Here is a 26617-nt window from a genome sequence, read left to right on the forward strand (position 1 = left end):
TCAAAAGCCTGATTGGTAAAGTTGATGTAAGTTGTACGCAAAATGCAGTATAGTTTTGCCTCAAATTAAAACAATCATGAAAAGAAAAGTATATGTATCGGTTGCGCTTATCGCAGCCCTTCAGATAGGCGTAGCCACTAACGCCCATGCACAATTAGGCAAACTTTTGAACAAAGTAGCAGAGAAAACATTGGGTACTCCCGAAGGCGACGCGGCCAAAGCCTTGAAGCCAAACAAAAAACAACAAAAAGAACTGGACGAAGATTTGGCAGACGAAACGCTTGAAAAACGTACAGATTTGAAGAAAGATGCCAAAGGTCGCAGCGGAATTTATTATTTCTCGCAGCCAGTAGCCGCCATGACAGATGATGAGCAAGACGGCAGAATGATTGCTAAAATCTATTTGGAGTTTTCGGACAAAGATAAAAATGCAAAAGTACATACGCGCTATGAGCAACTAACCGACCGCAGTAAAAAAGTGCCTTTGATGGGTTGGTCGTTTCCGAGCTCTATCGCCGCTTCTGAAAAAGATAAATACTATACGGCCATGATGAATATTGGCAAAATCTTTTTGCGTGAGGCTTATGGCGTAAGAAACATGAAATATCCTCATTTTGCAGGAAAAGGCGAATCGCTTTCGGACGGCGTGGAATATGTAAGTCCACAAGGTTTGTTTGAGTTGGAACCAGGTTTGTTTTATATCTCGAATGAGCCTTATGCGGCTTCTAATATGGGCGTATATGGCCACAATTTGCCCGAAACGCAGATGTATTTGTTTATGTACAAAAAAGGAATGGACGCTAAAATAAAAGATTATCCGATTTCGCGCATTAAGCAAATGTACGAAAAGCGCATGGACGAAATCGAGAAGAATTATAGCAAAGAGAATCAGAAGGTTAATGCGAATTATCAGCTAAAACCAACGACGATTACTTCCGTGCCGAAAGATGAATACGAGGCCGCCAAAGAGCAGTTCGCAAACTTTATCGTCAATCCTGCGGTAAAAAATCTTAACCCTGATTTAAAATACAAGTTTGTGTATGCCTACCCATTGGAAAAATGGATTAGTATGTACGTGGATAAAGTAATTAATGGTTCGGTACAAAAAACCACCGAGAGCCGCCGTAAAACGTATGTGGTGGTTTGCACTGACCAAACGGGCAAATATTGGACTACACAATATTTATTGGTGGAAAAAGCACCAGTGGGTGTGTATTTCGAGGAGCGTTGGAGCGACGATTATGATTATTTGGTAGCCAATACGTCTATTCCTGTGGCCATTAGCAAACAAAACGCCCTGAAATATCAAGGCAAATTGACTGTGAAATAAACTATACTTTCATACCCTTTATTTTTATTACAAAAACTATTTTATTTTATGAAAAAGACAATTTTAAGCTTGCTTTCAGCAGCTACTCTATTTGTATGCGCACCTGCGCAAGTTTGGGCGAATAATGCTTTCGCGCCACAAGAAATGTATAGTATTAATGCGACTTCTGTTATTGCTGGCATATCTGCTTCTAATATTAGAGCAACGAGTGCTGCTGTAAATATTGATTTTAGTGCTCCATCAGGAAATACAAGTGTTGTAGTGCGTTATGGAACGGGCTCGCTTGTTGCAGGATCTGCTCCTCTAACAGTTTTAAGCAGCGGAGCGGGGATTTTTAGCCGACGAATTACGCTTAGTAATCTTACTCCAAACACCGTTTATTATTATAAATTTGAAGTTACAGATGCGAATGGACTTATAGTAAATTCTGCTACCAAATCATTTAAAACGGCACTTGCTGTGCCTACTATATCAAATCTGGTGGTTAGTAGTATTACAGACAATAGTGCAATTATTAATGCTTCTGTAAATCCTCAAAATAGCATTGCTACATTTTACATTGATTATGGTACAAGTAGCTTGAATTTGTATAATACGGTTAACCTAACAACTCAAATAGGCAATAATACCGCGAATTTTTCAAAATTATTAACAGGATTAAAATATAACACGACTTATTACTATCAAATCAGAGTTGAATATAGTGCAGAAAGAGATTGTGGGATAATTACCGCCACTTCTCCTATTAGCTCTTTTACAACTCTTGATCTTACGCCTGTCCCTCCAGTTCCCCCAGATCCAGAATTTCCAGGAAGATTCGGTACAGGAAAATCAGAGAATGTCTCTGTTTTCCCGAACCCCGTAACAGATGTTTTGAATGTAGTGGTAGAAGATGATATCATTTTTGTAGAAGTAGTGGATCGGCAAGGAAAGACGCGCGTAGTATCTAAAACATCTCAGGTCAATGTTAGTCATTTGGCCGCAGGAACTTATTTGGTTCGTGTAACGGATAAAAACGGCAAAATTTCTACGCAGAAATTCAATAAACAATAGGGTTTCTTTTTCCTTAGAAAATACCGATTTTTGCACAAAATTTCTGGTAACTTTTTAACAAAAAAACAAACCCATCATGGAAGTAAGAGATAGCAACGGCACTTTGTTGCAAGAAGGCGATTCGGTACACGTAATCAAGGATTTGAAAGTGAAAGGCTCTTCGGCGGTGATCAAACGCGGAAAAGTAGTAAAAAACATCAGCCTAACGAACAATCCTGAAGAGGTGGAAGGCCGTGTGGACAAAGTACAAATGGTTCTGAAAACTTGCTTCCTGAAGAAAGTATAGTTTATTAATGTATATAGTTTGAATACAAGCGGCGCAACCATTGGTTGCGCCGCTTGTTTGTTTATACCCAAAAGAAAGATTTAAGCCCTGCCTTCCAGTACCAAGATTTCCGAAACGGCCATATTCACCACAATTTCTACTTGTTCTTCGAGGGTGATGTAGCTGCTATCCAGCAAATAAGCATCTTGTGCACGCACCAACGGGCTTTCTTTGCGCGTAGTGTCCAGATGGTCGCGGTGTTCCAGATTCTTGACAATATCCTCCAGATTCACCATTTGTTTTTTCTCCAACAGTTCTTGTTGGCGGCGTACGGCACGAACCTGCATATCTGCTTCCATAAATATTTTAAGCTCGGCATCAGGGAATACCATTGTCCCGATGTCGCGGCCGTCCATGACAATGCCCCGCTTTTTGCCCATACGTTGCTGTTGAGCTACCATCGCGTGACGCACTTGCGGCAAGGCACTTACTTCGCTTACCTGCTCAGAGATGTACATTTTGCGTATTTCATTTTCTACGTTTAGGCCGTTGAGGTACGTCTCATTTTGGTTGTTTTTGTCGTTGTGCCTAAATGTGATTTGAATTTCGTTGAGTGCTTTTTCCACCTCTTTTTCGTTGGTGATTTGCACGTGATTTTCCTTAAAATACAAAGTAACTGCTCGGTACATCGCACCCGTATCAATGTAGGCATAGCCCATACGAGCCGCCACCATTTTGGCCGTGCTGCTTTTGCCGCAAGCCGAATAGCCATCTATGGCAATGATTATCTTTCGCATATCGTTGGTTATAAGAACAAAAGTAATGTCATTAAAAAGTGCTAGCAGTCTTTTACGGGACAAGGAATCGGGCCTTTGCGCGGTTGACGGCGACCTCCTTTTCCTTTTTGACTGCTACAAGCCGCCAAACTAAATGCAGCACACAAAAGCATTATCCACACAAATTTTACGGATAGTTTCATCGGTTTTACTATAATTTTTTAAGCACTAATAATATTTCTCTGCCACCAAATAATTGGTTACATAATCGGCAACGCCTTCTTCCAACGTATGAAACGGTTTCTCATAACCAATGCTGCGCAACTTGCTCATATTGGCTTCCGTAAAATACTGGTATTTGTCCCGAATGTCGGCGGGCGTGTCCACAAAACTAATATTTTCGGCCACTTGCATCGCTTTAAATGTATTTTTCGCTAAGTCCAAGAATGTACGTGCCTTGCCACTGCCCAAGTTGTAAATCCCTGAGTTTTTGCGATGGTGCATCAAGAACATACACACTTCCACCAAGTCTTTCACGTACACGAAATCGCGCATTTGTTCGCCGTCGCGGTAGTCGGGGTTATGCGAACGGAACAGTTTCATTTCGCCGTTTTTCTTGATTTGTTGATAGGTGTGCCAGATCACCGAAGCCATGCGGCCTTTGTGATATTCGTTAGGTCCATATACGTTAAAAAACTTTAATCCTGCCCAGAAAAATGGCTTTTCGGCTTGCGTCAAAGCCCATTTATCAAAATCATTTTTAGAATCGCCGTAAGGGTTCAACGGTTTAAGTTGTGGAATAATCGCTTCGTTGTCGTCGTAGCCGTGTTCGCCCAAGCCGTAAGTTGCCGCTGACGAGGCATACACCAACGGAATTTGGTAGCGGCAACAAGCCTGCCAAACGGCCTGCGTGTAATGCAAGTTCAGTTTGTTAAATACCTCGCGGTCAAACTCTGTGGTGTCTGTACGTGCGCCGATATGGAAGATAAATTCTACTTCTTGTTGGTTGGCAGCCAGCCATTCCACGAACTGCTCACGCGGCACAAACGCTTTTATATTTTTATGTTCGTAATTGAGTTTTTTGGCCTCTTTTGAAAAATCATCTACAGCCACAATCGCATTAAAGCCTTCTTTGTTAAGGCGGCCAATCAGTACACTACCAATAAAACCTGCTGCACCAGTTACTACTATCATATTTTTAGTAAAATGTTAGGCTTGCAATTTGGGAAATAATCTCTTAAAAATGGAATCTTGTACGGGTAAAATATCCATGCTCTTCTGGATCGGCTGCGCAAATAAAATACAACAATGGAGTAGGGGATTGCAGAAGAAATAGGCCTACCCAAAAGGTTCTTTACGATTGTTAAATCAATGCGAGGGAATGTTTTATTAGAATATTGCTTAAAACTACAAACAAACACGCACCCTTCTTTTACTTTTTTCCTACCTTTTTTATGTTTAGACGAATAACTTTTATGTTCGAACGAGTAATTTTTATTTTCGTACGGATAATAGTAACAATATTGGCTTTTTGTATTTCATTTAGGCGCATTGATAATGCTTTTAACGCTTAGGAAAATGCATAGGAACGTATTCTATTAGCATTTTACGCCATACAAAAGCAAAACTCCCGACATACACGCCAATTAAGCAATGTACATCGGGAGTTTTTGTATGAGTAATAATACAAATTAGAACTTCAAACCTGCTTCAATAGAAAGAAGTGATTGACCCAAGCGATAGGCTTTGCGAGAATCAGAATCTTTTACCATGTTCAATAAGCCGCGGTTGTAGCTCAAGCCCGTAAAGAATTTAGTAGATTCACTCAACTCCATTTCTATACCCGAACCCAAGAGCAAGCCTGCATCTACAGGCAAGAAATATTTCTCATCTGGTTTTGCTACTGTGCCTTCTTTTAGTTTTTCAGAAATTTTCACGTCAATCGTACCACCCAATTGGAAGTAAAGTTTCATACCGTCGTTCAGATCGTCGGTATAGAATTTAAGACTCACTGGCAACTGAACAAATTGGTTGTTGTAAGCGACTTTAGTCGAACCGCCAGCCCAAGAGGCCTTAATACCAGCACGTTTGGCCGTGTACCAAAGACCCGTAGAGAATGCAGCTCTTTCCGAAAAGAAATAGTCTGCCACTACACCTGCACTGAAACGCACGCCTGCACCATTATTGTCATAGCTAACGCCGTCATCGCTTTTCTTATCCGCCACACGGTTAAAAGCAATATTAGGAGCTACACGCAAACCGAATTTAAGTTGCGCAGATGCCGCATACGAAAGGCTCATTAGCAAAGAAGCCATTAAGACGATTTTTTTCATAAGCATTTTTTTTGTTAGAATTTAAAAATAAATCAAAGTTATAAACTACTCTTTGGGCTTCACTGTAGCCGAACGCAAACCCATTGCCACACCACCGACCATTAGCAAGATTACAGCCAACGAAGCGATAAGTGAAATGGTATTACCTTTTGTATAAGATTCTGGCACAAAATCAAATATGATTTTGTGCTTGCCCGCAGGCACTTCCATGCCACGCAAAATATAGTTTACGCGCAAATGTTCGGCTGGTGCACCATCAATGCTGGCTTTCCAACCAGCACCGTAATAGATTTCTGAAAATACGGCCAAGCCATTGTGCGCATTGTCCGACTCGTACTCCAAATGATTTGGCGTAGCAGCTACCAAACGAATGTGTGCGCCTGTTGTGTCAAAGCTATTGTTTTTGAGCGTAAATTTATTTTTGTCAAAAATAGCCGTAACTGCTGGTTCAAACTGCTGGTTCAACGCTGCAATTTCTTCATCTGGCGAACCCACCGCTTTTGTACCAGATACAAACCAAGCCGTACCCATCGCATACGGATTTGAGATAACGGCATTCGCGTCAGTACCTGCCAAGAAATATTTCGTATTGAGCATGGCTAATACTTTTTGCTCTTTCAATACATTGTTGATGGCCTCGTAAGTCATGTTTTGTTGTTGCAAAGCTCCGATTACTGTCCCAATTTCGCGTTGCAAGTTATTTTCGATAAGATCTTGATAACGACGGATTTTGGCAGGGCTATAACCACCCAACGAATGATGAAAATACGAAGTACGCGTTTCTGTAAACGGATTTTGTAAGTTCGACACGCGGTAGTGTAACGATTGGTCTTTCAAAATCACTTGGTCGGCAGGCGTTGGCTCAAACGTGCTAGCATATTGTTCTTTTCTTTCAAAATTATCTTTGTTCACATAACGTTTGTCCACTACCCAAATATCAAACACCACCAGCACGCCAATGGCCACAATGCCCCAAACAGGTTGCAATTTCTTTTTGAGCAAAAGCCAAAGCACTCCGCCCGAAAGCAAAATAAATACCAAACTACGGAACGCATCGCCGCGCAACATAGATTCGCGGTCTTCCATGATGGCCTGCACCAACCAAGGGGCTTGGCTGCGGATTTGCTCGTCGTTAGCAGAACTAAAATTACCTGCAATACTTGGCACAAGGGCAAAAATTAAGGCTAAACCACCCGTAACACCTACCGCAATGAACAATTGTTTTTGGAGTTTTTCGGAGAAAGGACTTTCTAACCAAGTTTTCAAAGTCAACAAAGCCATCAGCGGCAAGCAAAGTTGCGCAATGAAAATCGCCATTGTTACGGCTCTGAATTTGTTGTAAGCAGGGAAATGGTCGAACAAGAAATAATTGAACGATTCAAAATTGCGTCCCCAAGTCAGTATCAGCGAAAGCAATGTAGCGGCAGCCAACCAATAGCGGTAGCGTTTGTCCACGATGAGCAGGCCCAGCACGAACAAAAAGCAAATAATCGCGCCTGCATACACTGGCCCAGAAGTAAAAGGCTGGTCGCCCCAATAGTACGGAGCTTGCGGGAACTGCTCTTTGCTAATGCCGTTTTGTTGTAAGGCACGCGCTACGGCAGAATTTTTGTCATAGCTTTCACCACTGCTTCCGCCGTAAAAACTCGGAATCAGGAGCGTGAAAGTTTCCATTTTGGAGTTACTCCAATCGAATACATATTTGCGGTCAAGACCTCCATCTTTGGGTTTGTTGTCGTCTTTTACCGTTAGTTCGGTTTTGCCGCGCATCGAAAGTGGCGTATATTCTTGCAGCGTCCAGAGGCGTGCGGCGTTCGTGGCAATACCCAGACCTGCCGCTACCAAAAGCAACGCAGTAGAGATGGCAAAAGATTTTATTTTTCCTTCTTTTACAGAAATAATTAGCTCGCTAATACCCCAGAAAAGCACGATAAAACCTAAATAATACGTGATTTGGTAGTGGCCTGCGCGTACTTGCAGGGCTACGCCCAAAGCCGCCAATACAAAGCCCCAAAGGTTTTTACCTCTGAATGCCAACGCAATACCCGCCAGCACCAACGGCGCAAAGCTCATGGCACGCAACTTACTATTGTGCCCCGCCTCGATACTGACAATGGTAAAGGAGAAAAATGTAAAAGCAATTGCCCCAATAATGGCCATGTACGGCCTTACGCCAAAAGCCAACATCATGGTATAGAAGCAAAGCATACTAACGAAAATAATAGACGTGGGGTAGGGTAAACCTACGCGCATGGCTTTTTCGATGTGTTCGAGTAGTTCGCCCGAATAAACAATAGAAATCGTGTAAGCTGGCATACCCGCAAACATCGAATTGGTCCAAAGGGCTTCTTTGCCTGTTTTGTCGCGATAAGCGTTGATTTCTTGTGCGCCACCCGACCACTGCACGGCATCGGATTGTTTGAGTTGCTTGCCTCCCAACACGGCAGGTTCAAAATACACGACTACTAACAGTAAAAAAACGGCAATCGCCAACAAATGCGGTAGTACGTCTTGCTTAAAGTTGATATTTTTCATAAATGAAGTAAAAGGTTTTTTCTGTTGGTGCATCTTGAAAAATTGCACCAATACGCGCCGAAAGATATAAAATTATTGGATAAGAGTATTAAACAAAAGCGTTTTTACAAAAAACATAGCTGTTGGCTCAAATGCTAAAAGCATGACAAAAAGCAGGTCAATATTTTTTGTATTCTGCTTTTCTGACTATATATTTGAGCCGAGAAAATACAATCCCTCCTGATACTATAATTTTTATTGAGATATGACTAAGACTACAATGCGTTCGGCAGTAACTTTGTTCGGCTTTGCTGCTACCTTAGTGTTAGCTTCTTGCGACACATACAGCTACAAAACGCCTTTGCCAAACAAAAAACAAGAGGCGAAAAATCCTTATGTGTATGGCGACCCTAATGGCCCAGCCAAACAATCAAAATTGACTTACCCAACAGATCCTGCTGCTGCTGAGAAAGCTGCTGCCCTAAAAGCAAAACTTTTTGGTGATGCACAACCTGTAGCGGCTGCCAAAGAAGTGGCTGCTCCTGCTGCCGCTCCTGCGGATTCGGCTGCCACAACTGACACAGCTGCCAAAGCAGTTGCTTCTGCTCAATAATCTGATTTGAAGACTTTTAGACAATAAAAGTTATAATATCCAACGTCCACTATTGAAACATTCGCGTGCTTCAGTAGTGGACGTTGTTTTTGTAGCTTATCTGAGCTATTGGCGATATATAAGTTTGATGTAATTATGTTTTAATTTAAAACAGTTGTTTGTTTCAAATTAAAACATAATTACATTTGCACAAATTAAAAATCAAACATACGCCATGATAACTAATACGCTTTCCCAAGAACAAATAGGCCTGAGAATAGTCGCTATTCGTAAACAAAAAGAGTTATCACAAGAACAGCTTTCTAAGTTACTGGACATATCCAGACCCTCTTTAGCCCAAATAGAATTAGGAAATAGAAGTATAAGTGCTTTGGAGTTGCAAAGATTAGCATTAGTGCTTCATTTCTCTCTTGATGATTTTATGTCAGAATCATTTAGTGTAGATAAACTACAAAGAGATAATTCTATTGCTCATGCAACAGCGCAGGAGGCAATTCGTATTTCTGTGCCTGAGCTGCAAATACAAAAGCTCAAAAATGTATTGTTGTATGTATTGGAGTATTGTGCAGGGAAACCGAATGTAGGAGAAACGGTATTATATAAATTGCTGTATTTTTCTGATTTTAACTATTACGAATTATACGAAGAACATTTGACTGGAAGTAAATATCGCAAACTACCATTTGGGCCTGTACCTTATAGTTTGGATAAGGTAATCAATGAAATGTTAGAAAGCCAGCAAATACAACGTATTAAAACGCACTATCACGGTTATACTCAAACACGGTATATTCCATTGGAGAAAGCAGATTTGCTTCAACTCAAAGCGAGTGAAACAGCCGTTATGGACTATGTACTTAAGCAAATGGCAGACTGGTCGGCGAAAGCGATTAGCGAGTATTCGCATGGCGATTTGCCTTGGCAAGCCACAGATGAAGGCAAAGAAATTGATTATGAATTGGCTTTTTATAGAGAGCAGCCCTATTCGGTGAGAGTGTATGACGAAAACGAAGAATAAATTTCTATGAATTTTGAGTCTCTCTCCGAATTTGATAAAGACCTGAAAAGTTTATTAAAAAAGTATAGAACGCTTCAGGAAGACTTGGAAATACTTAAACGTATTTTGCAACTGCGACCTGACGCACACCCTCCTCATAGCTTTCAAATAGATGGCTTGGGTCTGGAAACGTGTGTAATCAAGGTCAAGAAAATAGCTTGTAAAGCATTGAAAGGCAAAGGGGTAAATTCTGGATTACGTTTGATTTATGCGCATTTTGAAGCTGAAGACAAAATAGTATTCGTGGAATTATATCATAAAAATGAGAAGGACTCAGAAGATAGGGAAAGAATTTTAGCTAACTTCAGTTAAAAGCAGAAACCCTAAAAAAACAACAAGCCGCCATAAGAAATACAGCGGCCTGTCTTTTTCATCATTCTACTTATTCATTACAACTCTACTTTGTCTAAATTCACGAACTGAATATTCTTGTCGTCGTCGAGCACGATGCCCACCACCGAATCTTTATTCACACGTCCCGACAAAATCTCTTTGGAAAGTTCGTTCAGGATACGGCGTTGCAACACACGTTTGAGCGGCCTTGCGCCAAATTGTGGGTCGTAGCCCACTTCCGCCAAATAATCCAACACTTCAGGTTCTGACTCCAAACGAATGCCACTTTCGGCCAAACGCTGCTGAATTTGTTTGAACTGGATTTGCACAATCTTGCGCATTTCCTTGCGCGAAAGCGGTTTGAACATCACGATTTCATCAATACGGTTCAAAAACTCTGGACGTATCGTCTTTTTCAAAAGTTCAAAAACCTGTTCGCGTGTCTCAAAAACCACGTCTTCTTCGTTGGTTTCGGTCAGGTGCGAGAAGTTTTCTTGTATCAAATGCGCCCCAATGTTGGAGGTCATAATGATAATCGTGTTTTTGAAATTGGCTACACGGCCTTTGTTGTCGGTGAGGCGACCGTCGTCGAGCACCTGCAACAAAATGTTGAATACGTCGGGGTGCGCTTTTTCTATCTCGTCGAGCAACACCACACTGTACGGTTTGCGGCGCACGGCTTCGGTCAATTGTCCGCCTTCGTCGTAACCCACATATCCGGGAGGCGCACCAATGAGGCGGCTCACGGCGTGGCGTTCTTGGAACTCGCTCATGTCGATACGCACCAGCGCGTTATCGTCATTGAACAAATATTCGGCCAGTGCCTTCGCCAACTCGGTTTTACCTACGCCCGTCGTGCCCAAGAAAATGAACGAACCAATCGGACGTTTTGGGTCTTGCAAACCCGCACGGCTGCGGCGTACCGCGTCGGCAATTGCCTCAATTGCAGTATCTTGCCCCGCTACGCGTTTGCCCAATTCCGCTTCCAAATTCAAAAGTTTGTCGCGGTCGCTTTGCAACATTTTGTTTACGGGAATACCAGTCCATTTGGCCACTACTTCCGCAATGTCTTCGGCGGTAACCACTTCTTTGAGCATGGCGTTTTCGCCTTGCTTTTCTTGTACTTGCTTGTTTAGCACTTCCAAACGTTGCTCGGCATCGCGAATCGAACCATAGCGCAACTCAGCCACTTTGCCGTAGTCGCCTTGTCTTTCGGCTTGGTCGGCTTCCAACTTGAGTTTTTCAATGTTTTCTTTTTCGCGCTGAATGGCCTCAATTACGTTTTTCTCGTTTTGCCATTTGGCTTTCAAATCGTTGCGAACTTCCGTAAGCTCGGCTATTTCTTTGGAAAGCGTTTGTTCTTTTTCCGTGTCGTTTTCGCGCCTGATGGCCTCACGTTCAATTTCGAGTTGCATTATTTTGCGTTGCACTTCGTCCAACTCTTCGGGCATCGAATCTATTTCGATACGCAATTTAGAGGCGGCCTCGTCCATGAGGTCAATGGCTTTGTCGGGCAAAAATCTATCCGAAATATAGCGGTGCGAAAGCTCAACGGCTGCGATTACCGCATCGTCTTTGATGCGCACGCCGTGATGCAACTCATATTTTTCTTTTATCCCTCTCAAAATCGAAATGGCATCAGGAACAGAGGGTTCGTCCACCATAACGGCCTGAAAACGACGTTCCAAAGCCTTATCTTTTTCTACATACTTTTGGTACTCTTTCAAGGTAGTAGCCCCAATCGTATGCAGTTCGCCACGCGCTAAGGCTGGTTTGAGCAAATTGGCCGCGTCCATGGCACTTTCGCCACCACCGCCCGCACCAATGAGCGTATGTATTTCGTCTATGAACAAAATTATTTCGCCGTCAGAGTCCGTAACTTCCTTTATTACAGTCTTTAAACGTTCTTCAAACTCGCCTTTGTATTTAGCTCCAGCCACCAAAAGCCCCATGTCCAAAGATACTAATGTTTTGGTTTTAAGGTTTTCGGGAACGTCTCCGCTTACGATACGTTGCGCCAAACCTTCCACGATAGCCGTTTTACCAACACCAGGCTCTCCAAGCAAAATAGGATTGTTTTTAGTACGGCGGCTCAAAATCTGCAACACGCGGCGTATTTCTTCGTCGCGCCCAATTACGGGGTCTATTTTACCCGCTTTGGCCAACTCGTTCAGGTTTTTGGAATAACGCTCTAAGGATTTGTATTTGCCTTCGGCGTGTTGGTCGGTTACGCGAGCATTGCCGCGCAATTCTTTGATGGCCAATTTCAATTCTTTTTCCGCAAAACCTGCGTCTTTCATGGCCTGCGCAATGCGGTCTTTACCCGCCAACAAGCCCAACAAAATATGTTCGATGGCTACATACTCATCGCCAAATTCTTTCAGAAAAGAAGTTGCTTTTTGCAAAGCGGCGGCGGCATCGTTGGCCAAATACGGACTTCCGTCGGTGCGTGCGTACGATTGTAACGCCTCGCCGAGTTTGGTTTCTAATAGGTTGCGGTTAATGTTGAGTTTTTTGAGTAAGAAAGCTATCATGTTTTCGTCCGAAACAAGAATAGCTTGCAGCAAATGGCCTGTTTCTATCGCTTGCTGACCTGCTGAGGCCGCAATTTCGGTTGCCTTTTGGATGGCTTCCTGCGATTTGATGGTATAGTTATTAAAGTTCATCGTTTTGTAAGATGTTAGTTGAAAGTGTTTTTACAAAATTGATGCAGAAATTTACACACTATTTCATTATCAGGCTTTTAGCCACAAAAGTATTTTTTATTAAATAATTTCAAGACAAAATGTCCGCTTTTGCCGTTTTTGCTTCAAATAAAAATGCCAAAATGTCCGTTTTGGTTATTAAACTAAAGCGGCCTGTTTGTGGTTTTAATAGATAAAAACAATAAATTTCTTTTAAAAAAAGCCCATGAACTTCAAAGACCTCAAACGCATTGTGGCCGCAGGCGAAAACCAACACGTTGAGTTTAAGCGCAAAGCGGCTCACCCCGACAAAATCATGAAAGAGATTGTGGCTTTTGCAAATACAGAAGGCGGCGGCTTGTTGCTGCTCGGCGTGGAAGACAACAAAACGATTTATGGTTTTGCCAATCCCGACGAAGAAGAATATACCATTGAAAATGCTATCCAAAAATATTGTTATCCTATTCCAGACTACCGTTTGTACCGTGTGCCGATTTCTGATGAGGTTTCGGTATTGGCTTTGGAAATAAAAGAAGGCACGCAAAAGCCATATTCGGTACTTTATGATTTTGAACAAAAGTTAGGGAAAGTGTATGTGCGCGTGGCCGACCGCAGCATTCAGGCCAGCCGCGAAGTGCGCGAAATCCTGAAAATCAGGGCACAAGGCCGAAGCATTCGTTTTTTGTTCGGGGAAAAAGAAAAACTTTTATTGGAGTATCTGGACAAACACCCTTACATCACACTGGAAACTTTCGCGGCATTGGCGGGCATCAAATCCAAAGTTGCTTCACGGACATTGGTGTTGTTGGTTATCAATGGCATTTTGCAAATTCACCCGTACGAAGAAGGGCAAGACCAATACACACTTAAAACGGTGGCGGGGGCGGAGTAAAATAAATGAAACGGGGAGATTAGAATAGATAAGATAATGTTGTTCGGAGGGTTGGGTGGGGTTTACTTGATTGGTGGCGGGGTGTTGATGGCTTGCTGAAAGGCCAAGACCTGTGCCATATCGGGGTGCTTGAGTTCCTGCGCCCTTTGGCAAACTACCTCCAAATTAAAATAAGGCAAACGAATCCCTTTGTCTAATAACTGCTGTATGGCTTGGGCGGCTTGCGCCAAATCCTGCTCCCAGAAAATAGCATAGCGATAAAACCAAAGTTCTAATAAGATACTATTTTCTTCATTATTATTTAACTCAAAAGCCTTATAGATAAGCTCTTGGGCTTCGGGGTATAAGCCTTGTACTATTTTGTTTTTGGCATAATTACCAAAAATGTTTGCGTCATCAGGGTCTATAATTATTCCTTTTAGGAAATACTCATCTGCTTTATCGTAATCTTTGCGAATATCTAAAAGAAAAAGTGCATAGTTATTTAGAAAACCAGCATCATTAGGTTTTTGTATTAAAGCTTTATTATAAAGATTCTCTGCTTTATCGTAGTCTTGATGAATAGTATTAAGGAAAATAGCATAGTTACTATAAAAACTAGCGTTGTTAGGTTCTTGTGCTAAGGCTTTAAGATAATATTCCTTTGCGTTATCGTAGTCTTGATAAGTAATGTAAAGGAAAACAGCATAGTTGTTGATTAGTCCAGTACTATTAGGAAATAGATTTATTCCTTCCAAATACATTTCATTTTGCTTGTCGGGGTCTTTCTCCTCATTGATTTGTAGTTGCCAAGACCACCAATCTTCGGGCTGTTGTTTGGCCGCCGTGATGATGGCTTCTTTGGTTTCGGTATCCGCATTCTTACGAAGTTCATCTACTTGCTTTTTGTAAGCGTTGGCGCGTTTTTCGGCTTTTTCCTCAATGACATTATTGAGCAGAGGGAAACCAAGTGTTTCGTTGAGTGCAAACATTATTTCATCAAAACCATTAATCGGCACAATACTTCCGCTGTAGCTTGCCACCAAGTCCAAAATTTCTTGTCGCGGCTTGCCGTCAGCTTCTCTATACAGCCAAAACATTCCTTTGGGTTGTTTTTGATTTCTCAGAAAATCCATGAGGCTACCATCGTTGCCACCGTAGCCTATTACGATAGGCGTGTAGTTTTCCAGCACTTTGGTAAGACTATGCTCCCAGTTTTCGTCGAGTTGGCTTGTATCCTCTGGGTTGTTTTTGGGGTCAAACAGAAGGTCTTGGTGTATTTTGGCGATGATGGGGCGTTTGGAAAAGATATTCACGTAATTGGCTAAGGCATAATGCCCCAATACCAAAGGTTTGGCATCGGTATAAATGAATAGCGCGTCTTCTATGAGGCTATCGAAATTCGTTGTAATGACCAAACGGTGTGGCGTTTTGGAGAGTATTTGCGCCAAAATAGAATACCCTACGCTGGGTTCTTTGTCGGCCATGAGTTCTTCGAGGGTCGCTGCGCCTTCTTTGGGGTCTATCTCAAATCTTTTTTCGTAAATGGCACTGTAATGAGTGGGTGCGTTGTCGTCGGTGATTCCTTTTTGCTTTTTCCAATTCTCGTCATAAATTTCTGTTAGCCAGCGTTTGGCCAATGTTGCTCCCGTAGGAATTTTGGAGGTGAAAGACGTACCTGCACCTGTGATAAAACAAAATCGCCCGAATTTCTTTTCGGTACAAGATTGAAAATGACGAACAAACTCTTTGTGAGAGATTTCTTTGGGTTGTGGTATGTCTTGTTTGCGGACTTCTTTCGGTTCGGCCATAAATAATGCGATGGTTTTTGGGTAGAGATGAGTGAAATGTAAATATAGTGCCGAATGAATAGGTTTTCCAAAAGTGGTGTAGGTTTTTGTTTGTGGGATACCCCACCCAACCTTTCCTACTGGGAGGGCTTTTTTTCCTCCGTGGTTTGTGTCCTCACAAACCACATATTATTCTTGCCATTGCTTCCGCGAAAAGATTTATTCTTTCCGCCCAAAGATTTATTGCTTCCGCGAAAAGATTTATTCTTCCCGCCAAAGGATTTATTGCTTCCGCGAAAAGATTTATTCTTCCCGCTAAAGGATTTATTCTTCCCATCAAAAGATTTATCCTTCCCGCCAAAGAATTTATTGCTTCCGCTAAAGGATTTATTCTTCCCGTCAAAGGATTTATTGCTTCCGCTAAAAGATTTATTGTTCCCGCTAAAAGATTTATTCTTCCCGTCAAAAGATTTATTGCTTCCGCGAAAAGATTTATTCTTTCCGCCCAAAGATTTAGCCCGATTAATGACAGCGTAAGAGCTTAAGGACGTAGGTTTTTGCGCGTGTAGTTGAAACATTGCGCCGATAGGCTTTTCTTTGTAGCCCGAATGCTCCTTTTTATAGAAAATTTCTTATTCAACCATAATGCAACAACTGTTTTTCTGGCAGGCGTGGCCACAGCCACAACGCCGCCTCTTTGTAAGTTTGTTAGTGCTGTTTGTGGCCGTGATGGGCTATTATTTGTACGGTTATTATGTGGGTACGCCGACGGCCATTCCGCTACAACTCGAAACGGCGACGGCAACCATGCGCGTGCCTCTGGATGCGTTTCCGCGTAGTTTGTTCACGCAGGTAGTCGAAACGGACAGTTATTATGTAACACAGCGTTTTGCGGCGGGAGCTTTGCAAGTCAGTCCGTTGGCGGCGCGTGTGTATTTGGCTTTGTTGTTGGCGGGTGTGGTGCTGATTGTCAGTGCGATTTCGGACTTTACGCGACTTTGGTACTACGTGGGCATTACGGCCATCATTGCGTTTTTTGCGTATTTGCGCCTTGATATTTTGGGTATTTTTGGCCTCGACAACCAAATTCCGTTGGGTGTGGTGTTGGTGCTTTTCGGAGGATTGAGTTACTACTTTCATGCCTTTGCGCCCCACACTAATTTGTACAAACGTGTAGTAGTGTTTGCGCTGTTGGCGGTGGCGTTGTCGGCGGTGGTACTGTACGGGGCAACCGTTCCCAACCCCGAATTGTATTTGGCCAACTATGGTTTGGCTGTGCCATTGGTGTTGGCCTTGCTATTTGTGGCGTTGGTGGCTTTTGATATTCCAGCGGTTTTTTATGTACTCATGACCGACTCTAAGGCGCAAGGCAAAAGCAATAATATGCTCAATTTCAGTATCCTGATGGTGTTGTATTTGGGTAATTTGCTGTTGCTGCACTTGCGTAACCGCATGGTTTGGAGTATGGACATGGTGTATTTCAATATGTTCTGGTTGCTGATTGTCTCGGCAGTGGTGGGGCTTTGGCATTTCCAGAAAAAAGAAGTTTTATACAAAAGCATTATGCGTTTTGCCCCAACGGGTGCGGTGTTTTTTGTGGGCTTGGCGGTGGTGGCTTTCGCTACGATTGCCTATGCCTTCACATCGGCCAACGACCCGTTGGTAGAAGTGTTTGAAGATGCGGTGTTGTATTCGCATTTGTCGTTCGGAACGGCTTTTTTCATTTATGTTTTTGTGAATTATTCCGACATTATGAACCGCGCCGCCAAAGCGCACCGCGTCATGTACGAACCGCGTTATATGCCTGTGTTGGGCGTGCAATTGCTCGGCCTGACTGGTGTGTTTGTGTTTGTGGTGGCAGCCAGCCGTTTTCAATATTATCAATCCAAAGCCGCTTATTACAATGGTTTGGGCGATACTTATTACGCGTTTGGGGATATGCCTTTGGCACAAAAATTTTATGAAGAAGCCCTCGCCAACGAATACCAAAATCACCATTCCAACTACGCCATTGCCAGCATTTACCAAAAACAAGAAGACCCGATTCGGGCGGCAGCGTATTACAAACAGGCTTTACGCAAAAAACCAACCGAACAGACTTTTGTGGGTTTGAGTAATTATTACCTCAACACCAAACAAGTAATTGAAGCCATGTTTACGCTGCGCGAAGGCTTGCGCGAGTTCCCCGAAAGTGGCGTGTTGTACAACAACTTGGCGTTGGCGTACATGGAAACTAAGTTTGCAGATTCGGCAGCACATTATTTCGGGAAGGCCGAAGAATATGGCTTCGCGGACAAGCAATTTAAACCCGTACCGCAAACCAATTTGTTGGGCTTTTTGGCGCGTCGGGATTTGGCCAAAACGCTGGATTCTATCCCGTATCTGCCCGAATATTTCAATTATACCCCTTACCAAACCAACCGATTGGCTTTGCTCAATTTGGCGCAAAAACCTGATGCAAAGGCTTTTGATGCAAAAACACATTTGCCAGATACGACACTGGACGCGGTGACGTTTGGGTATTTGTTTAATGTGGCCATCAATGCCGTGCAGCGTGCCGACACTGCCGCCGCGCCTGTGTTGCAGTCGTTGCGCGTGAAAAACGCGAATGCGGATTATTCGTCCAAACTCAAATTTGCGCAAGCCATTAACTACTATTATGCGGGTCAGCACCTGAAAGGTTATGACTTGTTGGCGCAACTGGATTTGTCGTACAACGAAGATGCGACTTCTTACACGGAAATGCACGCGCAATGGCTTTCGCAGCAGCAAGCGTGGCCGTTGGTGGTGAAAGCGTATTTCCGTTTGCTTAATTCCACCGATGCCAACAGCGTGATAAATTATGCGATGGCTTTGGCTGAAAATGGCGAGTTGGAAAGGTCGTTGAGTTATTGGCAGAAAATAGCCGCCGCCGACACGAGCAATGAAGTAGCCAAAATCATGAACAATATTTTGACGAAAACTTCCGAAACCGAGCTTGCAGGCATGGCCGAAAGTTCGCGACTGTTGGCCTTGCATTACCGCAAAGCGCAAATGTCCGAGCAGCTACGCGCCAAAGTCTTGGCCAGCTTTACGGACGTGAATTATAAAGTAATGGCGGCGTGTGAGTTAGCAGATTTTTATGCAAAAGAAAACCAACCCGAAGCCCTCGCCGACGTGTTGCGTACCGCCGAGCTAAACGCCTCCAATGCCGACCAAAAAACACGCAACGAATACCATTTCAGGGATTTGAAATACAGACAAGTAGCCCAAACAGACGGCAATATTTTGCGAAATGCCATTGCCAACGAGCCGCGCAACATTTGGCACGCGCAATGGAATCCGTATTTTGAGGCGATGGCCGCTTACAAACTCAAACAGCCGCAAGCCAAAACGTTGTTTGCGAAGGCTTTAGAATCTACGCCATTTGATGAACAAGTGATTTTGGATGTTTGCGCCGCGCTTAATGCCGAAGGCGACAAACAAGCCGCTTACGATGCGCTGGTCAATGCCCTGAATACAAACCCACGCGCCGACAAAGTGCGTCAAGAATATGTGCTGCAATGCTTCCGCCTCAACATGGACATTCTGACTGATGATGAGATTGCTAAACTTAAAAACTATCTCAAACCCGCAGAATTTGAACAGTTTATGAAAAAAGTGGCCACTTTTACGGCCAGCTAAAATATTAGCTGAGAATAAAAAGAAGACGGTTGTACGCAAGTACAGCCGTTTTTTATGGATAAAAAATAGATTTTGGGAACGCTCAAAACCTCCTACATTTGCACTATCAACCCGCAAATTTTTTAGCTCTCTTTATTATTCTGATAGGACAATATGACACGATTTTTCAGCTATGGACTCACAGCTTTCTGGCTGTTGGTTTTGGTTTCTTTTACCCATGCCCAAAATGCTGCAAGGCCTACGCCTTCCCAAATCCAAGTACAATTGGACAAACTCCCCACCGATACGGCCAAAATAGCTTATCTGAACGCCATCGCGCAACGTTTCCCTAACGAACTCGACGCTAAGGCAGAAAAAGAAACGGTTACGTTCATGGCCGCGCAAGCCTCCGAACTGGCCAAACATACGGCCTCGGTTCGGCATCAGTATTTTGCGCTGCATCTGCTATTTCAGAACATGATTACCTACCAACGCTACAAAAAAGCCCAAGATTACGCCCAACAAATATTGGTATTGGTCAATCAGACACCCGAACCCGCCCTACAAGCCGAAATGTACAATGCCGTAGCGGTGAGCTATTTTTATTTGAATGATTGGAAAAATTATTTTGACTATCAATTCAAAGCCTTGCGCCTGTACGAAGCCGAAGGCATGACGGCCAGCGTGGCCAGTGTTTACGCCTCGTTGGGAAAAGCAGCCTACTACACAGGCGACCCCAAAGAAGGCATTGCCCACATTCGGAAGGCTTTGGCGTATTACCGAACGGCGGCAGCCAACGATAAGATTTCGGATTTGTGCAACGACATGGGTACGCTTTTTATGAGCCAAGAAAACCGCAACGATTCCGCCGAGTATTATTTGTTGCAAGCCATTACTTATGCCCAAAAAGGCCAAAACGAAAATTTGCTTACTACGCCACAGTTCAATTTGGCGGGGATTTATGTAGCCCAAAAAAAATATGATCAAGCCCTTGCCCTCGTACAAAGTGCTTTGCGCACGGCTCAAAAAGGCGAAAATGTAGGTTCGTTTATCTTGTATTCGGTGGGGTTGAGCTACATTTATACTGAAATGAAAAAGAATGCGCAGGCCGAAGCCGTGTTGCTGGAAGCACTCAAAGACACGCGTTTGGTGGATAATCCGTACCAGAAAATGCAACTCTACAAAGGCCTAAGCGATTTGTACAAACAGACAGGCAACGCCGCCGCCAATGTGCAGGCATTGGAGCAATACATCGCCCTGAAAGATTCGGTTTTTAGCCGCGAAAAAGCCGAAGCCATTTCCCAAACCAAAGTAGAATATGAAACCGAGAAGAAAGAACAACAAATCGAAATGCTCCAAGACCGCGTGCGTGCGCGTAACTGGATTATCGGGATTTCGTCGTTGGCGGGAGTGTTGGCTTTGGGGCTTTTCTGGGGTTATAGAAGGGCTTTTCGTTTGCAAAAACAGTTGCGCCAACAAGCGCAACAAACTTTTGAGCAACAAGAAAAAAACATGCGATTGGAGCAAGCCGCCTTGCAAGCCCAAACGCAATTGGCCGAACAAAAAACGCAAGCCTTGCAAGCCGAGATGGAAGCCAAACAGCGCGAACTCACGACGGCGACTATGTTTATTCAACAAAAAAATGAGTTGCTCGACTCGCTGCGCCAACAAATCCGAGAGCTGCCCAGCACCGACGAAAGCAACCAAAAACAATTGCACAAGATTAGCCAAACGATTCGCCGCAACATGAATTTTGATGACGACTGGGAAAAAATTAAAGTACACTTTGAGGGTGTACATCCCAACTTTTTTGAGCGGCTTTCGGTGAGTAGTCTCACAGACCACGAGTTGCGGCATTGCGCGTATATCAAGATGAAATTTAGCCCCAAGGAGATCGCCAGTTTGTTGCATATAGACGTGAATAGCGTGCGCGTTTCGCGCTATCGTATCAAGAAAAAGCTCGGTTTGGACACAGAACAAGACTTACCAGATTATATCAATTTAATTTAAAAGTTGTTGATTTAGTTATTTTTCGTATGATTTAATGAATAAAATCAAGCTTGTACATACTTTGTAACGCTGCTTTTGATACAGTTTGGGGGTTGGTAGAATACATTTGCTTCGAAATCAGACAAAGGTTTCACCGCACAATTTTTACCAACTTAAATCATTCAGTCATGAGAGTATTAGTAGTTTTGATTGTTTCATTTTTTATCTCTGTTCCGTCGTTTGCCCAATTGGGTGGTATGTTGAAAAAGGCGAAAGATAAGGCTTCGTCTCAGGCACAAAGCAGCAGCTTTGACGGCACAGCTATTCAGCCCGACGCTTGTATTAGCAACGTGGAAGGCCGCTTGAAATCTATCAACGAAACGTATTATCCAAAATTCCAAAAAGACCCGAAAGGCTATTTGTCTGGCCCAAGTGCTTTGTGGTTTGCTCGCAAAGATTTTGAAGCTGCCCGTTACTTTTACACAGGCGGCAAGGAAGGTTATGGCCGTCCAGGTGCAAGAGTTTGCGACATGGGGCCTGCCACCCTCGACCCACGTTACAAAGATTTAAAACCAAAAGTAGAAGCCGCCGAAGCCAAAATAAAAGAAATGGAAAAGGCCAAAGGTTATGAGTTTGTGGGCGTAAAAGACAACAACATTTTGTACAAAGAAATCAAAACAGGCAAGGAGCTATCGGCAGACGAGTCTGGAAATCTTTAATACGGATTACCTTCTATCATACAATTTACTAACCAACACTTAATTTATTTAGATGAGTATGGAAGTGAAGCCGTTACTTTTTAAGTAGCGGTTTCTGTCTTACTATGGCCTGTTGGTGAATGAATTACGCACTTATTTACGCTTTAGTTATTTACAAATCATGAAAAAGCACTTTATTAAAATATTAGCCGCCGCCGTGTTGTTGGCGTTTGGCGCAACGTCTTGTTCTAAAGACGATGAGGAAACAAGTATAGGGTCAGTTGTTTATGCGGTGGGTTACGAGTCCAATGGGACGAAAGATGTCGCCAAATTGTGGACAAATGGTAGGGCTACGAATTTGTCCAACGGCACTAACAATCAGCAAACTAATTCTATTTTTCTTTCAGGAAATGATACTTATGTCTGTGGCTATGAGACGGTTTCGGATGGAAACGTTGGTATTGAGTATGTGGCCAGACTTTGGAAAAATGGCGTGGCGAAGAATCTTTCGGATAGTTCCAATTGGGCTTTTGCACAACAAGTATTTGTGTCGGATGGTGATGTGTATGTTGCTGGTTCTCAGTTTAATGGTGCGCATTACGTGGCCAAATATTGGAAAAATGGCGTAGCAAAGAACATAACGGATGGCTCAACAAATGCGCATTTTAATTCGGTGTTCGTGTCGGGAAGTGATGTATATCTTGCTGGTTATGAAGAAAAGACTAATGGCAAAAAAGTGGCGAAACTTTGGAAAAACGGTGTGGCTTGGGCCATGTCTGGCGGCAGTAATGATGCCATTGCAGTCAAGATTTTGATTTCGGGTAGCGATGTATATGCCGTAGGTTATGAATTTAATAGCGAAAAAACGGTGGCTGTTCTTTGGAAAAATGGTCTTTATACGGGCCTCACCGACGGCTATAATGATGCCCAAGCAAGAGACATTGTACTTGTTGGTAGCGATGTGTACGTGGCTGGTTATGAGTCGAATGGTTCTAAAACAGTGGCTAAATATTGGAAAAATGGCGTGGCCGTTAGCCTGACCAATGGTACGAATAATGCTGGAGCCAATACACTCTATGTACATGAAGGCAATGTATATGTGGCTGGTTTCGAGTCGAATGGCTCTAAAAACGTGGCGAAGATTTGGAAAAACGGCGTAGCTACTGCGCTTTCTGATGGCCAAAACAATGCAGTAGTTCGTAGTTTGGTCGTGAAATAAAAGCTTCTAAATCAATTTTTTAATCAAAAATTATGAAAAAATCTTTATTCCCAATGCTGGTGGCTGTTTTGCTGCTAGCATTGGGTGCTACGTCTTGCAAAGACGATGATGATGAAACTGAATACATCAATCCAAATCCAGATGTGTATATGGTTGGTTATCAACTCAAATCAATGGGGGTATTTGCTGGAAAAATTTGGAAAAATGGTGTTGATTCCGTGTATGGAGATACAACGAAAAGTCCTTTTCTCAATAAAATATTTGCTTCTGGTAAAGACCTGTACGTGGCAGGAGAGATGCGCAATGTTGACAAATTCGCGGCCACGCTTTGGAAAAATGGCGTGGTAATGCCGTTGGCATTGGATAATAAGAATTATTCCAGTGCTTCAAACGTATTTGTGTCAGGCAACGATGTGTATGTATCAGGCCTTGTGAGCAAGGGCGGATACAATGTTGCTCACTATTGGAAAAATGGTGTGGGGCACGATTTAGCTGACAGTACCACAAACTCGCAAGCTTATTCCATTTATTCCTCTGGCAAAGATGTTCATGCGGTTGGTTATGAGTATAGAGGTTCTAAATCCGTAGCTAAATATTGGAAAAATGGTGTGGCGACGAATCTAACTGACGGTCAAAACGACGCGGCCGCGATTGGTGTAGTGGTCTCTGGTAGTGATGTATATATCGCAGGAAGAGTATCAAATGGAAGTAAGGGCGTGGCCACACTTTGGAAAAATGGTGTAGCAACCAATCTGACCAATGGCCAAAACGAAGCCAGCGTGTCGGGCTTAGCGGTAGCTGGAAAAGACGTTTACGTGTCTGGTTGGGAGGACATTGGGACTAAATCGGTGGCTAAGTATTGGAAAAATGGCGTGGCCGTAAATTTGGGTGACGGCACAACAAAGACTTTGGCTACTTGTATTTGTGTGTACGGAGGGAATGTCTATGTCGGAGGTTACGAATGGGATGGCGTTCGTTATGTAGCCAAATGCTGGAAAAACGGTGCGGCTACTGTTCTTCCTAATCCTAAATCAAACTGTGTTGTTACAGGCATTGCCGTGAAATAATGAAGTGTATCAACTATTCTCAAATTAAAATCATGAAAAAGTATTCTTTTAAAATAATCGTAGTTGCGGTAGCCCTAGCCTTGGGTGCAACGTCTTGCAAAGATGATGACGACGAAACGAAGGCAGACCCAGTGGTTTATGTTGCAGGTTATGAGTACAATGATAACCTCTCGGCGTATGTGGCCAAATTATGGAAAAACGGCGTGGCTACCAATATTGCTAATAGTTCCAGTAGTACTGGTGGCCGATCTACGGGGTATGTGGCTAATTCTATTGCGGTTGCCAATAACGATATTTATGTAACAGGCTATGAGAAGAAAGTTGTTGAAGGCGTGAGCGTTAAATATGTAGCTAAGCTTTGGAAAAATGGCGTAGCTACTACGCTTTCGGATACTTCTAAGCGTGGATATGGCGAACAAGTATTTGTGTCGGGTAGTGATGTGTATGTGGCTGGTTCAGAGAATAATGGCTCGGCGTACGTGGCTAAATTGTGGAAAAATGGCGTAGCCAAAAACATCACATCTGGTACAAATGCAGCTAACTTGTACACGGTGTTTGTGTCGGGAAGTGATGTGTATGTGGGCGGCTATGAATACAATAGTGCCAATAAACTCGTCGCGAAAATTTGGAAAAACGGCGTGGCTACTTCACTTTCTGATGGTAGCAGCGATGCAACCGTTTATTCAATGTTAGTTTTTGGTGGTAATGTGTATGCCGTTGGTTATAAGTCGATTGGGGATAACAAGATTGCGACCCTTTGGAAAAATGGCGTAGCCAGTAGCTTAACAGACGGCAACAAGGAAGCCAGTGCCAATTCAATATTTTTGGACGGCAATGATGTTTATGTGGCTGGTTATGAGGGAAATAATGATAAATATGCTGCCAAATATTGGAAAAATGGTGTAGCTGTAAACCTAACCGATGGCACAAACTATGCCCAAGCAACCTCCATATGTGTGCATAATGGCGATGTGTACGTGGGCGGTTATGAAAAAAATATAGCCAAACTTTGGAAAAATGGTGTGGTTACTACGCTTTCCGATGGCCAGTACGACACACAAATAACAAGCCTTTGTGTTAAATAAAACGCTCATTATTTCTAAAACTAAAAATCATGAAAAAGTCTTTTCTATCAATATTAGTAGTGGCAGCTATCATTGCCTTGGGCGCAACTTCTTGCAAAAAAGACGATGACGTCAAACCCAACCCTGATGTACATGTGATTGGTATGCAATCTCGTAAGAATAATGGCGCATTTACAGTCAAATACTGGAAAAATGGCGTCGTGGAAAATTGGACAAGTGCCGACGAGCATAACTCTGATGATGCCTCCGCCAATGCCTTGCTCGTTTCGGGTAATGATGTATATGCAGCGGGTTATTATTGGCCATTAAACTCAACATCAGGTAATAAGCGGGCAACTTACTGGAAAAATGGTACACCTGTTTTTGTTTCTACAGAAGCCCAAGAGGCGGTGCTTACTGGTATTGCGGTAGTGGGTTCGGATGTTTATGTAGGCGGACGCGAAGAGATAGGCCTTGGTGCAAGGGCAAGGCTCTGGAAAAATGGCACACCAATTACCTTAGTAGATGATGCTTATAATTCTGAAGTATGGTGCTTAACTTCTTCTGGAACAGATGTATATGCTTGCGGAAGATATGGTAAATTTGCTACTTATTGGAAAAATGGCGTAGCCACACGCCTCAACGATGGTACAAACTATGCTGTACTTATGGGCATGGCTATTTCGGGTACGAATGTTTATGCCATAGGTTACGAACGTGATAATACTACGCAACGCGATATAGCCAAATATTGGAAGAATGGCGTAGGTATTGCACTACTCAAAAGTAGTGATATTCAATACGATTCGTATGCCACTAGGATAGTTTTGTCTGGCAATGATGTACACATATTGGGGACAAAAGATGGTGCCGCCACTTATTGGAAAAATGGCGTAGAAACTGACATTAGTTTTACGAAGTCTGCTTCTACGAGTTTATCGGGCTTGGCAGTGGTAGGTTCAGATGTGTATTTTTCGGGTTGTCAGCGATTTGCGCCTAATAAATATATGGCTAAATATTGGAAGAATGGCGTAGCTGTAAATCTAACAGATACTGCCATGGCTGCGTATGCTTCCGATATAATTGTAAAGTAAAATATATTTGTGTTTATTTAAATGAGAAAGCCGTTATCCTGATTTCAGGTAACGGCTTTTGGTCATTACAACACGAGGCACGTATCTTTAATTTTCTTTAGGATTAAATTGAAATGATAGCAACCGATTGACCAAATAGTTTGAAGGAACCAACTTGACATTTTGATATAAGGTAACGAAAGTAAAAGCACGTACTTTTGGGTTGTGGCCTGATGATGTACGAAG

The 26617-nt window shown here is 43.0% G+C and carries 22 protein-coding genes; 15 read left to right on the plus strand and 7 right to left on the minus strand.

What is annotated here, in order from left to right:
* Positions 1-76 precede the first annotated feature (76 nt).
* From BM090_RS14135 to BM090_RS14145, 3 genes are all read left to right on the plus strand, one after another.
* Positions 77-1330 (plus strand): hypothetical protein, encoded by a 1254-nt coding sequence (locus BM090_RS14135; protein WP_091514582.1) that lies wholly within the window; start codon positions 77-79, stop codon positions 1328-1330.
* Between the two features lie 48 nt (positions 1331-1378).
* On the plus strand, positions 1379-2383 hold the full coding sequence (locus tag BM090_RS14140; protein ID WP_091514586.1) for a T9SS type A sorting domain-containing protein: 1005 nt from the start codon (positions 1379-1381) through the stop codon (positions 2381-2383).
* 76 nt (positions 2384-2459) lie between these two features.
* Positions 2460-2669 carry an alkylphosphonate utilization protein gene (locus BM090_RS14145; RefSeq protein WP_091514589.1) on the plus strand — a complete coding sequence of 70 codons (210 nt, stop codon included), beginning with the start codon at positions 2460-2462 and terminating at the stop codon, positions 2667-2669.
* A gap of 80 nt (positions 2670-2749) precedes the next feature.
* Here BM090_RS14145 and cmk read toward each other — a convergent pair whose 3' ends face one another.
* The 5 genes from cmk to BM090_RS14165 form a co-directional block, all read right to left on the minus strand.
* Positions 2750-3445, minus strand: a complete 696-nt coding sequence (gene cmk / locus BM090_RS14150) for a (d)CMP kinase (RefSeq protein WP_091514593.1) — start codon at positions 3443-3445, stop codon at positions 2750-2752.
* Positions 3446-3486: 41 nt separating this feature from the next.
* Positions 3487-3627, minus strand: coding sequence for a hypothetical protein (locus BM090_RS18450; RefSeq protein ID WP_177199944.1), 141 nt, complete (start codon positions 3625-3627; stop codon positions 3487-3489).
* Positions 3628-3652: 25 nt separating this feature from the next.
* On the minus strand, positions 3653-4618 hold the full coding sequence (rfaD, locus tag BM090_RS14155; RefSeq protein WP_091514597.1) for an ADP-glyceromanno-heptose 6-epimerase: 966 nt from the start codon (positions 4616-4618) through the stop codon (positions 3653-3655).
* A gap of 497 nt (positions 4619-5115) precedes the next feature.
* Positions 5116-5757, minus strand: coding sequence for a porin family protein (locus BM090_RS14160; RefSeq protein ID WP_177199945.1), 642 nt, complete (start codon positions 5755-5757; stop codon positions 5116-5118).
* Positions 5758-5802: 45 nt separating this feature from the next.
* Positions 5803-8292 (minus strand): YfhO family protein, encoded by a 2490-nt coding sequence (locus BM090_RS14165; protein WP_177199946.1) that lies wholly within the window; start codon positions 8290-8292, stop codon positions 5803-5805.
* A 244-nt stretch (positions 8293-8536) separates the two neighbouring features.
* Between BM090_RS14165 and BM090_RS14170 the strand changes: the two genes are divergently transcribed.
* The 3 genes from BM090_RS14170 to BM090_RS14180 all read left to right on the plus strand — a co-directional run bounded on the left by BM090_RS14170 (position 8537) and on the right by BM090_RS14180 (position 10253).
* Entirely contained in the window at positions 8537-8884 is a 348-nt protein-coding gene (locus BM090_RS14170; protein WP_143083984.1) for a hypothetical protein, read from the plus strand.
* Between the two features lie 214 nt (positions 8885-9098).
* Positions 9099-9902, plus strand: coding sequence for a type II toxin-antitoxin system antitoxin SocA domain-containing protein (locus BM090_RS14175; protein WP_091514610.1), 804 nt, complete (start codon positions 9099-9101; stop codon positions 9900-9902).
* Between the two features lie 6 nt (positions 9903-9908).
* On the plus strand, positions 9909-10253 hold the full coding sequence (locus BM090_RS14180; RefSeq protein WP_091514613.1) for a hypothetical protein: 345 nt from the start codon (positions 9909-9911) through the stop codon (positions 10251-10253).
* Positions 10254-10330: 77 nt separating this feature from the next.
* On the opposite strand, the gene clpB is transcribed toward BM090_RS14180, so the two are convergent.
* Positions 10331-12940, minus strand: coding sequence for an ATP-dependent chaperone ClpB (clpB, locus tag BM090_RS14185; protein ID WP_091514617.1), 2610 nt, complete (start codon positions 12938-12940; stop codon positions 10331-10333).
* 244 nt (positions 12941-13184) lie between these two features.
* Between clpB and BM090_RS14190 the strand changes: the two genes are divergently transcribed.
* Entirely contained in the window at positions 13185-13850 is a 666-nt protein-coding gene (locus BM090_RS14190) for an ATP-binding protein (RefSeq protein WP_091514619.1), read from the plus strand.
* 62 nt (positions 13851-13912) lie between these two features.
* On the opposite strand, the gene BM090_RS14195 is transcribed toward BM090_RS14190, so the two are convergent.
* Positions 13913-15640 (minus strand): tetratricopeptide repeat protein, encoded by a 1728-nt coding sequence (locus BM090_RS14195; protein WP_091514622.1) that lies wholly within the window; start codon positions 15638-15640, stop codon positions 13913-13915.
* Positions 15641-15726: 86 nt separating this feature from the next.
* Between BM090_RS14195 and BM090_RS14200 the strand changes: the two genes are divergently transcribed.
* The 8 genes from BM090_RS14200 (at position 15727) to BM090_RS14235 (ending at position 26392) form a co-directional block, all read left to right on the plus strand.
* Positions 15727-16164, plus strand: a complete 438-nt coding sequence (locus BM090_RS14200; protein ID WP_091514626.1) for a ribosomal eL19 family protein — start codon at positions 15727-15729, stop codon at positions 16162-16164.
* A gap of 100 nt (positions 16165-16264) precedes the next feature.
* Positions 16265-19282 (plus strand): tetratricopeptide repeat protein, encoded by a 3018-nt coding sequence (locus BM090_RS14205; protein ID WP_091514628.1) that lies wholly within the window; start codon positions 16265-16267, stop codon positions 19280-19282.
* 153 nt (positions 19283-19435) lie between these two features.
* A complete protein-coding gene (locus tag BM090_RS14210) occupies positions 19436-21271 on the plus strand; it encodes a tetratricopeptide repeat protein (RefSeq protein ID WP_091514632.1) in 1836 nt (611 codons plus the stop codon).
* Positions 21272-21438: 167 nt separating this feature from the next.
* Positions 21439-21969, plus strand: a complete 531-nt coding sequence (locus BM090_RS14215) for a hypothetical protein (RefSeq protein WP_091514634.1) — start codon at positions 21439-21441, stop codon at positions 21967-21969.
* Positions 21970-22129: 160 nt separating this feature from the next.
* Positions 22130-23167: a hypothetical protein gene (locus tag BM090_RS14220; protein ID WP_091514637.1), complete on the plus strand. Its 1038-nt coding sequence runs from the start codon at positions 22130-22132 to the stop codon at positions 23165-23167.
* A gap of 32 nt (positions 23168-23199) precedes the next feature.
* On the plus strand, positions 23200-24234 hold the full coding sequence (locus BM090_RS14225) for a hypothetical protein (protein ID WP_143083985.1): 1035 nt from the start codon (positions 23200-23202) through the stop codon (positions 24232-24234).
* Between the two features lie 32 nt (positions 24235-24266).
* Positions 24267-25319, plus strand: a complete 1053-nt coding sequence (locus BM090_RS14230; RefSeq protein WP_143083986.1) for a hypothetical protein — start codon at positions 24267-24269, stop codon at positions 25317-25319.
* 29 nt (positions 25320-25348) lie between these two features.
* Positions 25349-26392, plus strand: coding sequence for a hypothetical protein (locus tag BM090_RS14235; protein ID WP_143083987.1), 1044 nt, complete (start codon positions 25349-25351; stop codon positions 26390-26392).
* The last annotated feature ends 225 nt before the right edge of the window (positions 26393-26617 follow it).

It is taken from the genome of Flexibacter flexilis DSM 6793, from assembly GCF_900112255.1.
GTDB classification, from domain to species: Bacteria; Bacteroidota; Bacteroidia; order Cytophagales; family Flexibacteraceae; genus Flexibacter; species Flexibacter flexilis.

Bases quoted from the DNA above. Each gene is read 5' to 3' on its own strand.
- BM090_RS14230 (WP_143083986.1), top strand. From the start codon at position 24,267: ATGAAAAAGTATTCTTTTAAAATAATCGTAGTTGCGGTAGCCCTAGCC.
- BM090_RS18450 (WP_177199944.1), bottom strand. From the start codon at position 3,627: ATGAAACTATCCGTAAAATTTGTGTGGATAATGCTTTTGTGTGCTGCA.
- BM090_RS14235 (WP_143083987.1), top strand. From the start codon at position 25,349: ATGAAAAAGTCTTTTCTATCAATATTAGTAGTGGCAGCTATCATTGCC.
- BM090_RS14190 (WP_091514619.1), top strand. From the start codon at position 13,185: ATGAACTTCAAAGACCTCAAACGCATTGTGGCCGCAGGCGAAAACCAA.
- BM090_RS14145 (WP_091514589.1), top strand. From the start codon at position 2,460: ATGGAAGTAAGAGATAGCAACGGCACTTTGTTGCAAGAAGGCGATTCG.
- BM090_RS14160 (WP_177199945.1), bottom strand. From the start codon at position 5,757: ATGAAAAAAATCGTCTTAATGGCTTCTTTGCTAATGAGCCTTTCGTAT.
- BM090_RS14225 (WP_143083985.1), top strand. From the start codon at position 23,200: ATGAAAAAATCTTTATTCCCAATGCTGGTGGCTGTTTTGCTGCTAGCA.
- BM090_RS14135 (WP_091514582.1), top strand. From the start codon at position 77: ATGAAAAGAAAAGTATATGTATCGGTTGCGCTTATCGCAGCCCTTCAG.
- BM090_RS14140 (WP_091514586.1), top strand. From the start codon at position 1,379: ATGAAAAAGACAATTTTAAGCTTGCTTTCAGCAGCTACTCTATTTGTA.
- BM090_RS14195 (WP_091514622.1), bottom strand. From the start codon at position 15,640: ATGGCCGAACCGAAAGAAGTCCGCAAACAAGACATACCACAACCCAAA.
- BM090_RS14210 (WP_091514632.1), top strand. From the start codon at position 19,436: ATGACACGATTTTTCAGCTATGGACTCACAGCTTTCTGGCTGTTGGTT.
- cmk (WP_091514593.1), bottom strand. From the start codon at position 3,445: ATGCGAAAGATAATCATTGCCATAGATGGCTATTCGGCTTGCGGCAAA.
- BM090_RS14220 (WP_091514637.1), top strand. From the start codon at position 22,130: ATGAAAAAGCACTTTATTAAAATATTAGCCGCCGCCGTGTTGTTGGCG.
- clpB (WP_091514617.1), bottom strand. From the start codon at position 12,940: ATGAACTTTAATAACTATACCATCAAATCGCAGGAAGCCATCCAAAAG.
- BM090_RS14205 (WP_091514628.1), top strand. From the start codon at position 16,265: ATGCAACAACTGTTTTTCTGGCAGGCGTGGCCACAGCCACAACGCCGC.
- BM090_RS14170 (WP_143083984.1), top strand. From the start codon at position 8,537: ATGACTAAGACTACAATGCGTTCGGCAGTAACTTTGTTCGGCTTTGCT.
- BM090_RS14165 (WP_177199946.1), bottom strand. From the start codon at position 8,292: ATGAAAAATATCAACTTTAAGCAAGACGTACTACCGCATTTGTTGGCG.
- BM090_RS14175 (WP_091514610.1), top strand. From the start codon at position 9,099: ATGATAACTAATACGCTTTCCCAAGAACAAATAGGCCTGAGAATAGTC.
- BM090_RS14215 (WP_091514634.1), top strand. From the start codon at position 21,439: ATGAGAGTATTAGTAGTTTTGATTGTTTCATTTTTTATCTCTGTTCCG.
- BM090_RS14180 (WP_091514613.1), top strand. From the start codon at position 9,909: ATGAATTTTGAGTCTCTCTCCGAATTTGATAAAGACCTGAAAAGTTTA.
- rfaD (WP_091514597.1), bottom strand. From the start codon at position 4,618: ATGATAGTAGTAACTGGTGCAGCAGGTTTTATTGGTAGTGTACTGATT.